General features: G+C 29.4%; 8 protein-coding genes and 1 tRNA gene. 6 read left to right on the plus strand and 3 right to left on the minus strand.

Features of this window, described 5'->3' with window-relative positions:
* The first annotated feature begins 61 nt into the window (after positions 1–61).
* From AJN60_RS00290 to abc-f, 6 genes are read left to right on the plus strand one after another with little or no spacing between them, the layout of a single operon-like run.
* Entirely contained in the window at positions 62–1732 is a 1671-nt protein-coding gene (locus tag AJN60_RS00290) for a 30S ribosomal protein S1 (RefSeq protein WP_070243234.1), read from the plus strand.
* The gene (locus tag AJN60_RS00295) at positions 1732–2220 is read left to right on the plus strand and encodes a hypothetical protein (RefSeq protein ID WP_044779236.1); all 489 of its coding nucleotides are present in this window, start codon (positions 1732–1734) and stop codon (positions 2218–2220) included. The genes AJN60_RS00290 and AJN60_RS00295 overlap by 1 nt, the downstream gene beginning before the upstream one ends.
* Entirely contained in the window at positions 2217–3800 is a 1584-nt protein-coding gene (gene serA / locus AJN60_RS00300; RefSeq protein ID WP_070285653.1) for a phosphoglycerate dehydrogenase, read from the plus strand. The genes AJN60_RS00295 and serA overlap by 4 nt, the downstream gene beginning before the upstream one ends.
* Complete coding sequence (locus AJN60_RS00305; protein ID WP_070243233.1) at positions 3787–4449, plus strand: response regulator transcription factor; 663 nt, start codon at positions 3787–3789, stop codon at positions 4447–4449. Before serA ends, AJN60_RS00305 begins: the two co-directional genes overlap by 14 nt.
* Positions 4443–5732: a sensor histidine kinase gene (locus AJN60_RS00310; protein ID WP_052949407.1), complete on the plus strand. Its 1290-nt coding sequence runs from the start codon at positions 4443–4445 to the stop codon at positions 5730–5732. The genes AJN60_RS00305 and AJN60_RS00310 overlap by 7 nt, the downstream gene beginning before the upstream one ends.
* Before the next feature lie 3 nt (positions 5733–5735).
* On the plus strand, positions 5736–7667 hold the full coding sequence (gene abc-f, locus AJN60_RS00315) for a ribosomal protection-like ABC-F family protein (protein WP_070243232.1): 1932 nt from the start codon (positions 5736–5738) through the stop codon (positions 7665–7667).
* 30 nt (positions 7668–7697) lie between these two features.
* Here the strand turns inward: abc-f and AJN60_RS00320 are convergent.
* From AJN60_RS00320 to AJN60_RS09630, 3 genes are all read right to left on the minus strand, one after another.
* Positions 7698–7772 (minus strand) — tRNA-Gly (locus AJN60_RS00320).
* Between the two features lie 512 nt (positions 7773–8284).
* On the minus strand, positions 8285–8497 hold the full coding sequence (locus AJN60_RS00325) for a hypothetical protein (protein WP_002861585.1): 213 nt from the start codon (positions 8495–8497) through the stop codon (positions 8285–8287).
* A 12-nt stretch (positions 8498–8509) separates the two neighbouring features.
* A partial coding sequence (locus tag AJN60_RS09630) for a hypothetical protein (protein WP_002871606.1) occupies positions 8510–9742 on the minus strand: 1233 nt, incomplete at its 5' end.

The raw sequence follows: 9742 nt of genomic DNA on the forward strand, positions 1-9742 counted from the left end.
CTAATTAAAGAAAAATAAGGTAAAATCAATCAATTTCTAAAAATTATTTTAAAGGACCATAATGAGCGAGGTGAACAAAAAAGTTCAAGGCGGCGTAGATGATTATCTTGAGGAAGAAGATTTTGGACTGCTTTTAGAGGCTTTCGATAAATCAAGAGAAGAGACTACAACAGAGGGTGTGATTGTAGAGATTAAAAATGATGAAGTTTATGTAGATATAGGCAAAAAATCTGAAGGTATTTTAGCTCTTAGTGAAATACAAGATGATAATTCTAAGCTATTATTTAATGTAGGCGATAGTATTAAAGTTGCTGTTATGGGTTCTCGTGGTGGCAGATCTTTACTTTCTCATAAAAAAGCTTTGAGAAAAGAAAAAGTTATTGAATTTATTAAAAACTATCAAGAAAATCAAGATGATATTTTTACCGTAAAAGTAGTTGGAAAAAATAAAGGCGGATTGATAGTTGTTGATGAAAATGATGTTGAATTTTTCTTGCCAAAATCTCAATATGGCTTCAAAGAAACAAATAACATTATAGGCAAAACGTTTAAAGTTAAAATTATTAAAATCGACAAAGATGAGCAAAGTATCATTGTTTCTCGTAAAAAAACTTTAGATGAGGAGAGAAGAAAACGCAAAGAATTGATCAATAATGTAGCACAACAAGAAGATTTAATTGAAGGTATTGTGAAAAAAATTACCACCTATGGTATGTTTGTAGATGTAGGAGGTGTTGATGGCCTTGTTCATTACAGCGAAATTTCTTACAAAGGACCTGTAAATCCTGGAACACTTTATAAAGAGGGCGATAAAGTTCCAGTTAAAGTTATAAAGTATGATAAAGAACGCAAACATTTATCCTTATCTATAAAAGCGGCTTTACCTGATCCATGGAGTGAGATAAAAGATACTCTTGATGTAGGTGATACCATTAAAGTAATAGTATCAAATATAGAGCCTTACGGTGCTTTTGTGGATTTAGGAAATGATATAGAAGGATTTTTACATATCAGTGAAATTTCTTGGGATAAAAATATTAAAAATCCAAAAGATTATATCAATAAAGGCCAAGAAATTGATGTTGAAGTAATTGAAATCAATCCAAATGAAAGACGCTTAAGAGTTTCTTTAAGAAATTTACTTTCTAGACCTTTTGATGAATTTATGAAATCTTACAAAATTGCAGATGTGGTTGAGGGAGAAATTACCTCAGTAACTTCTTTTGGTGCGTTTGTTAGACTTGGCGGTATTGAAGGTTTGTTGCATAATGAAGATGCTTCTTGGGATAGAAATGATAAATGCAAAGACAAATTCTCTCAAGGGGATAAAATCAAAGTAAAAATTATCAAAATAGATGAAGAAAACCAAAAAATATCATTAAGCGCAAAAGAATTAAGTAGCTCTCCAGTTCAAGAATATGCCAAAATTCATAAAGTCGGCGATATTGTAAAAGGCGCTATCCGTGATATTAAAGATTTTGGCGTTTTTGTAGAGCTAAGTAAAAATGTTGATGCTTTAATTCATAAAGAAGATATAAGCACTTCTATGCTTGAAAATTTAAAAATTGGCAACGATATTGAAGCTGCTATAGTTTTTATTGATGAAAAGAAAAATAGAATTCGCCTAAGTGTTAAAAATCTTATTAGAATGAAAGAAAGAGAAGTTCTTAATGAAATCAATAATGATGATAAAGTAACCTTAGGTGATATCATTAAAGATCAACTAACTTAATGAAAAAATACTTTACAATAAGCATTTTGAGTATTTTATTACTCATTTTGCTTGCTGTTGTTTTTACATTACTTTGGCAATTTAAAGCTAATGTAAATTTCATTCCACAATTTGCTAAAGATACAAATACGCAGCCAAGCATTCAAGCTCAAAATCAAGATCTTTCATGGCAAGAAGAATTAGCAAAATGGCCTACAAGAGATTTTACCCCAGCAGCAGAAAAATTTACCTTATATTTTAATGTGGATACTAGCGAGCTTAAGGAGAAAAATAAATATTATCAACTTATAGTTGGAAAATATGATATTTACTCTATGTTTTGCTTAAGACAGACTTTAAATTCTTTTAATGTGAAGTATTTTCTTCTTAAATCAGGCGATAGTCCAGAAATCTTTTTGGATACAGGTAATGAAAAACTTATAGATGATATTATCAAAGAATTAAAAAAATATAAAATAAATACAGAAGTAAAGGAAATTTGGCTATGAAAAAAAAGATTATAGTATGTGATGCTATTTTGGATAAAGGTGTCGATATTCTAAGAAAAGCTGAAGATATTGAGCTTATAGAAGCTGCAAAAGTTCCAAAAGATGAACTTATGCAAATGCTAAGTGATGTTGAAGTTGCTATTACTAGAAGTTCTACGGATATAGATGTAAATTTCTTAAATCATGCCAAAAAATTAAAAGCGCTTGTGCGTGCTGGGGTGGGCGTAGATAATGTTGATATTCCAGAGTGTTCTAAAAGAGGAGTGATTGTGATGAATGTCCCAACTGCAAATACTATTGCCGCAGTTGAACTAACAATGGCACATCTTTTAACATCAGCTAGAAGCTTTGTCAATGCTCATAATTTTTTAAAAATTGAAAGAAAATGGGAAAGAGAAAAATGGTATGGCATTGAATTGATGAACAAAACGCTAGGGGTTATAGGTTTTGGAAATATAGGTTCAAGAGTGGCTATCCGTGCTAAAGCATTTGGTATGAAAATTTTAGCCTACGATCCGTATATTTCTGCTTCTAAGATTACAGATTTAGATATGGAGCAAGCAAAAAATTTGGATGAAATTTTAGAAAAAAGTGATTTTATTACCATTCACACACCAAAAACCAAAGAAACCAATGGTATGATAGGAAAGCAAGAAATTGCAAAAATGAAAGATGGAATAAGATTAATAAATTGTGCTCGCGGAGGATTGTACACAGAAGAGGCTTTATATGAAGGTTTAAAAAGTGGTAAAATAGCATGGCTTGGTATAGATGTATTCGATAAAGAACCTGCGACTAATCATCCTCTTTTAGACTTTGAAAATATTTCAGTTACTTCTCACCTAGGAGCAAATACTTTAGAAAGTCAAGACAATATCGCAAGAGAAGCTTGTGAGCAAGCGCTAAGTGCAGCACGAGGCGTAGCTTATCCTAATGCCTTAAATTTACCAATTAAAACTGAAGATTTACCACCTTTTGCGGCTCCTTATATAGAACTTGTTTCTAAAATGGCTTTTTTAGCTGTTCAAATTGATAAAAATCCGATAAAAAGTATTAAATTAGAGGCCGAAGGAATTATTGGCGAGTATGCAAATTCTATGCTAACCTTTGCAGCTGTTGGTGCTTTGGGTGGAATTTTAGGAGAAAAAATTAATTATGTTAATGCAGAATTTGTAGCCAAGGAAAAAGGAGTTGAATTATCTTGCGAAACTCTTCCAAATAGTGGTTATAATAATAAACTTAGCGTTAAAATTATCACCGAAAATTCAAATATCAGTGTTTCAGGAACAGTGTTTAATGAAAATGAACAACGTATAGTTGGATTAAATGGCTTTAAAACTGATTTTAAGCCAAAAGGGAAAATGATTATTTTTAAAAACAAAGACATACCAGGAGTTATAGCTAAAATCAGTTCTGTCTTGGCAGCTAAAAATATCAACATAGCTGATTTTAGGCTTGGCAGAGATGGTTTTGGGTATGCTTTGGCTGTTGTTTTGATTGATGAAAAAGTTCAAAAAGAAGTATTAGATGAACTAAAACAATTAGAGGCGTGTGTATTTGTCCAATATGTTGAAATTTAAAATTTTAATTATAGAAGATGATATAGATTTAAACGAGCTGCTTGTTTTAAAGTTAAAATCTAGTGGTTATGAAGTTATATCTTTAGTAGATTTTTTTGGAGTTGAAGATTTGCTTGATAATGAGCAAATCGATCTTTTAATAGTCGATAGAAATTTGCCAAGTGGAGATTCTTTAGAAAAAATTCAAGATTTAAGAGAGCAAGGATACAAAGAAGCAGTTATTTTTCTTACAGCCAAGGCTTTGCATCAAGATTTGCTCGAAGGCTTTGAAAGTGGTTGTGATGATTATGTTTGCAAACCTTTTGATTTTAATGAGCTTTTGCTTCGCATTAAAGCAATTTTAAAACGCCATAAAAAAGAAGAAGAAAAACTATCTTTTGGTGATTTTATTTTGGATTTACCCAATTATGAATTTTTTTATAAAAATCAAAAATTAGAAATCTCAAATCTTGACTATGAGCTTTTAAAATGTTTTTTTGAAAATCCAAATACCTTGCTTGCTAGACAATTTTTAAGCGAAAGTGTTTGGAAAGATGATACTACAAGTGATAAAACAATCAATATAGCTCTAACAAGACTTAGAAATAAATTTCCAAAACTAAAAGATCATATTATAAGTGTTAGGGGTGTTGGCTATAAATTATGCTAAAAACTAAAAATATTTTTATAGTTTTTTTTGTTGTATTGGCTTTGATTTTTGGGTTTATTTTTTATACTTTTACTAACTCTTATCTTAATTTCTTGCTTACAAAACAATATGAACAAAAAATCAAAAGCCTTGATGATGTTTTAAAATTTTCTCTCTTAGAGCATTTAAATGATGCTAATATCAAGGATTTTGCTAAAGATACTAGGGCTGATTTTATTATCCTAAACAATGATATGAAAATAAGTTCTGTAAAAAATCCTAATTTTTTTTCTAATCTTAAAGAAGGAGAAATTTTAAATTTTAATTCAAAAAAAATTCTTACTAAAAGCTTTATTTACAAAGGATATAAATATATTATTATTGTTTATCCTCGTTTTTTAGATTTAGAACTTTTTTGGACAAAAATAGCAATCGGTTTTGGAGTGTGCTTGCTGTTTGTTTTTATTTTAATGTTGTTGTTAGGTAGAAGAATAGAGAAAAATTTTAATAAAATTTTGGATTTTTTGGATTCTATAGGGGATCATAAAGTTGTTATATTAGAAAAAGGAATGTTTAAAGAATTTAATTTGCTAAATGAGAAACTTTTAAAAACTAAGGAGAAAATTCTAAAGAATACCCAAAAAAATAAAAAACAAAGCGATAAAATTACTTTAAAAAATACTCAGCTTGCTAGCGTGATTTCTGCTATTTCTCATGAGCTTAAAAATCCATTAAGCGTGATTGATCTTAGCTTAGAGATGCTAAAAGACGAGGAATTGGAAGATAAAAAATTAAAAAAGGAATTGCTAGAAAAAATTTCGCGCCAAAGCATTAAACTTAATGCTTTGACCCATAAGCTTAATTTTGTTTTTAATCTTAATAGTGAAGCCTTGCAAATGCAAGAATTTGATCTTTTTTCTCTGTGTGAAAAAATTACTAAAAACCCAGGCTTTGAAAGAGTTGTATTGCAAGGTAAAAGCACGAAAGTTAAGGCTGATGAATTTTTAATCGAGCAAGTGATTATAAATTTGCTTTCCAATGCTTTAAAATATAGTCAAAAAGAAGTCATTTTAACAGCAAGAGATCAAAAGATAATAGTCCAAGATTTTGGAAAAGGCATAGAAGAAGATAAAATAAAATTGATTACAAAAAAATTTTATAAAATTGATGTAAAAAGTGATAATTCTTTTGGTTTGGGACTTTTTTTAGTAAAGAAAATTTTAAATATACATAAAAGCTATCTTGAAATTTCTAGCACTTTAGGCTATGGTTCTAGTTTTAGCTTTAAACTCAGTCAAGGATAAAAAATGGCTCTTATAGATTTAATTGAAGCTTCAAAAAAATTTGGAGACAAAATAGTTTTAAATGAAGCAAATTTTAGTGCAAACGAGGGAGAAAAGATTGCTATTATAGGGAAAAATGGAGAAGGAAAATCTACTTTTTTAAAAACGCTTTTAGGCACACTTCCTTTAGATAGCGGTAGAGTAATAAGACAAAATGGAAAAAGCATAGCCATGCTTTCACAAACCGTTGATTTTAATGCAAATTTAAGTGTAAAAGAAGCTATCAAGCAAGAGCTTGCAGAAATTTACAATGCCTTAGAAGAATATGAAATACTGCATAAAAAATTAGAAGAAGATCCTAATAATAAAGATCATCTTAAAAAAATAGATACACTTATGACTTTGATTGATAGTAAAGATGCTTGGAATATAGAATCTAAAATAATACGCGTTTTAAAAGAATTTAGTTTGCTTGAGTATGAAAATCGCATTATATCTACTCTAAGTGGCGGAGAGATACGCCGCGTTGGACTTTGCATACTTTTACTAAAAAATCCTGATATTTTATTGCTTGATGAACCAACTAATCATTTAGATGTATATATGACAAGCTTTTTGGAAGAATTGCTAAAAAATTCAAAGATGTGTGTGATTTTTATTTCCCATGATAGATATTTTATTGACGCTATAGCGCACAAGTGTGTAGAAGTAGAGCAGGGTAAACTTAGTATTTTTAAAGGCGGATATGCAAACTATTTAGAGAAAAAAACACAAATTTTGCAAAGCCTTGCTAAGAGCCATGAAACTCTTTTAAAGCAATTAAAAAGCGAAGAAGAATGGCTTAGAAGAGGGGTTAAAGCAAGACTTAAAAGAAATGAAGGACGAAAAGAACGCATTTTTAAAATGCGTGAAGAAGCGAAAAAAAATCCCGGAGCAATCAAACGCTTAAAACTTGAAATTTCAAGAGCGGCTTTAAATTTTAATGGAGAAAAAACGATCAATCGTAAAAAAATGCTTTTTGAGCTTAAAAATATAAGCAAAAATATAAACAATAAAAATCTTTTTAAAGATTTTTCAACGCGTGTTTTACAAGGTGAACGCATAGCTATCGTAGGAAGAAATGGTTGTGGAAAATCGACATTGTTAAAAATTCTTATAGGGCAAATAAAACAAGATAGCGGTGAAATAAAACGCGGAGAGCTTAAGATAGGATATTTTGATCAGGCTAGAAGCTTGGTAAATTCTGATAAAAGCTTGCTTGAAATTTTTTGTCCCAATGGAGGAGATAGGGTTGAAGTTCGTGGTAAAAATATGCATGTTTATGGATATTTGAAAAATTTTTTATTTCCTAAGGAATTTTTAGATAAAAGCGTAGCTCTTTTAAGTGGCGGAGAGAAAAATCGCGTTGCTTTAGCCTTGCTTTTTACTAAAGAATATGATGTTTTGATTTTAGATGAGCCAACTAATGATCTTGATATAGCTACGATTAATATATTAGAAGAATATTTACTCAGTTTTGAAGGGGCTATTTTGCTAGTATCACACGATAGATATTTTGTTGATAAAATCGCAACAAAACTTTATACTTTTGAGGGAAATGGATATATAAATATTTTACACACTCTTTATACTGAATATCTTGAAAATGAAAAAGAAATTGAAGAATTGGATAATTTTGCTTTAGAGCTTCAAACCCAAGAGCAAAATAATAACCAAAAAGAAAAAAGCTCTAAAAAATTGAGCTACAAAGAAAATGAGATATTAAAAAACCATCCTGAAAAAATAGATTTTTTAGAGCAAAAGATAGCTAAATTAAATCAAGATTTATCCGATCCAAATGTATATCAAGAAATAGGTATTAACAAGCTTTATCAAGAACTTGAAGTAATGCAAAAAGAACTTGAAATTCTAGAAAATGAGTATTTTTTAGTATTAGAGAAAAGCGAGAATTTATAATTAAAAAAAATTTTATATTTTTTTACTCTATGGAGCGGGAAACGAGATTCGAACTCGCGACCCCAACCTTGGCAAGGTTGTGCTCTTCCCCTGAGCTATTCCCGCAAAAAATAAGTGGCGCCCGAGGTCGTAGTGTGATTTATAGTTAAAATACCTAAAATAACATACTTTAAAAATTAATAATACAAATAACATATACTTTAACATATACTTTTTAAATAATAAAATTTTTCAAATATAGAAATTCAATAGAAAGGAGAGAAGTTTAGTTAAAAAGTTTGTTGGGTAAGCCACAAGGAGAAATTCACCCCCAAAGGGGCAAGGCTAATAAGCCTTGACAGTAATTATACAAATTAGTATAATTATAAGTATGAGTCGTGTCATAATAGTTCACCCCCTTTCTAGGGTGTGATTATGCCACAGGGTTGCAGCCTTGTGGCAAAACCCTTAATGCAATTATACCAAACAAACTCTTTAACTTCTGAAACAATTTATGAAAGATTTTTGTATAAGTTTTAATATTTTATATGAAAATTTAGGTGTAAGCTATAAACAAAAAGCCTTTCGAGCTAGCTAAGAATACTTGGCTTTAGTTAGGAACCTCCTACTTCTAAGCGTTAGCGAAAGTAGGAGTAATTCACAGTTTTCATTGTTTTAAAATTTTTCTCTTTGTTATTAATAGATAATTTCGATATATCATATCTATCCCAAAAGATAAGCTCTAAAGGGCGTTGTAAAAAATGATAAGTTAAGCTTATAAAAATAATCAAAGCTATAAGCACACCACAAGGTATATAAAATCTTTTAAGTTTGTAAAAAGGTTTTTTCATGGATGCTCATATTTATTTTAAATTAGCTTTTTCTAGCATTTTATTGTCCCAACCTTCTGGTAAATCTTTTATGCTTGGATAATAAGGGCGTAAAAGTTCTATATAAACTCCTTTCTGATAGGAAAGCTCAAAATAATACTTTCCTAAAGCAGAAGGGATAAGCTTTGCATCTCCGTGATAATTTCCATCAGAATAGACAAAATTAGGGCTATAAAAAGGGCTTCTAGGAGGAACATATGGGCTTTGTTGAATTGGGCGCACTCCTATTTCATCATAAGCAAAATAATCATATATGCTAAATTTAAAAATACCATTATTGCCAAAGCCATAATCATAATAATCATTAAAATAACCATTTTCTCCTTCAAATCCCATATCAAGCAATATTTTTTCATAACGCTTATTTATTTCTTCGTTTAAATTTTTATAATCTATTTTTGTGTCATCCATATAAGCTGCAGGATTAAAAAGAAGCTTGGTTTCATCTTGAAACAAACCATAAGAAAGCTCTAATAAGAAATCTTTTAAACTCCAAACCAAATCAGCATAAAAATACTCATCATCAAAAGTGATTAAATAATCTTCATCTTTTTTATTTTGTTTTGCTAAATAATCAAGCATAGCAAGCAATATTGGATTTTTTTTAATATAACTTTTATCTTTAAAATTATTAGCTTGTTCTTTTGTAAGAATGCCAACTTCTCCTAATTGATCATAAATTTCATCACTAAATACGAAAGGTTTTATGCCATGGTTTTTATTGATTGCATCAATATAATTTTTTATTATCATTGTGTTTTTACTATAAAGTTCTTTCACATAGGAAATGATTTGTTCTTGGCTTAAAATTTGAGTGTCTTTTTCTATTTTACATTGATACTCTAAATTATTTGGACTTTCAAAATAATAACCCCCATCCATACCATCATAAAATTTAGGTTTAATATAATTAGGATTTTTATTAGCAAGCCATAAGGGATTTTTTATCTTTTTAACTTCTTCTTCTAAATTTTCAAATTTAGTGGCTATGTATTTTGGGATGAGTTTGTTGCCTTTTTTATCAAAAACAATTTTACCAAGATATATGCCAAATTTTGGATTATAGCATTCAAGCTCATTCATATCATTAAATTTCCAAAAATATTGCTCGCTAGGACAAATATTATTATAACTTTTTATGTTTGTATTTATGGCTAAATAAATAGCATAAGGTTCTTTTCTGGTTTGTAAGAAATCTTTATGTTT

The sequence above is a fragment of the Campylobacter sp. BCW_4323 genome (assembly GCF_001763115.1).
Classification (GTDB): domain Bacteria; phylum Campylobacterota; class Campylobacteria; order Campylobacterales; family Campylobacteraceae; genus Campylobacter_D; species Campylobacter_D jejuni.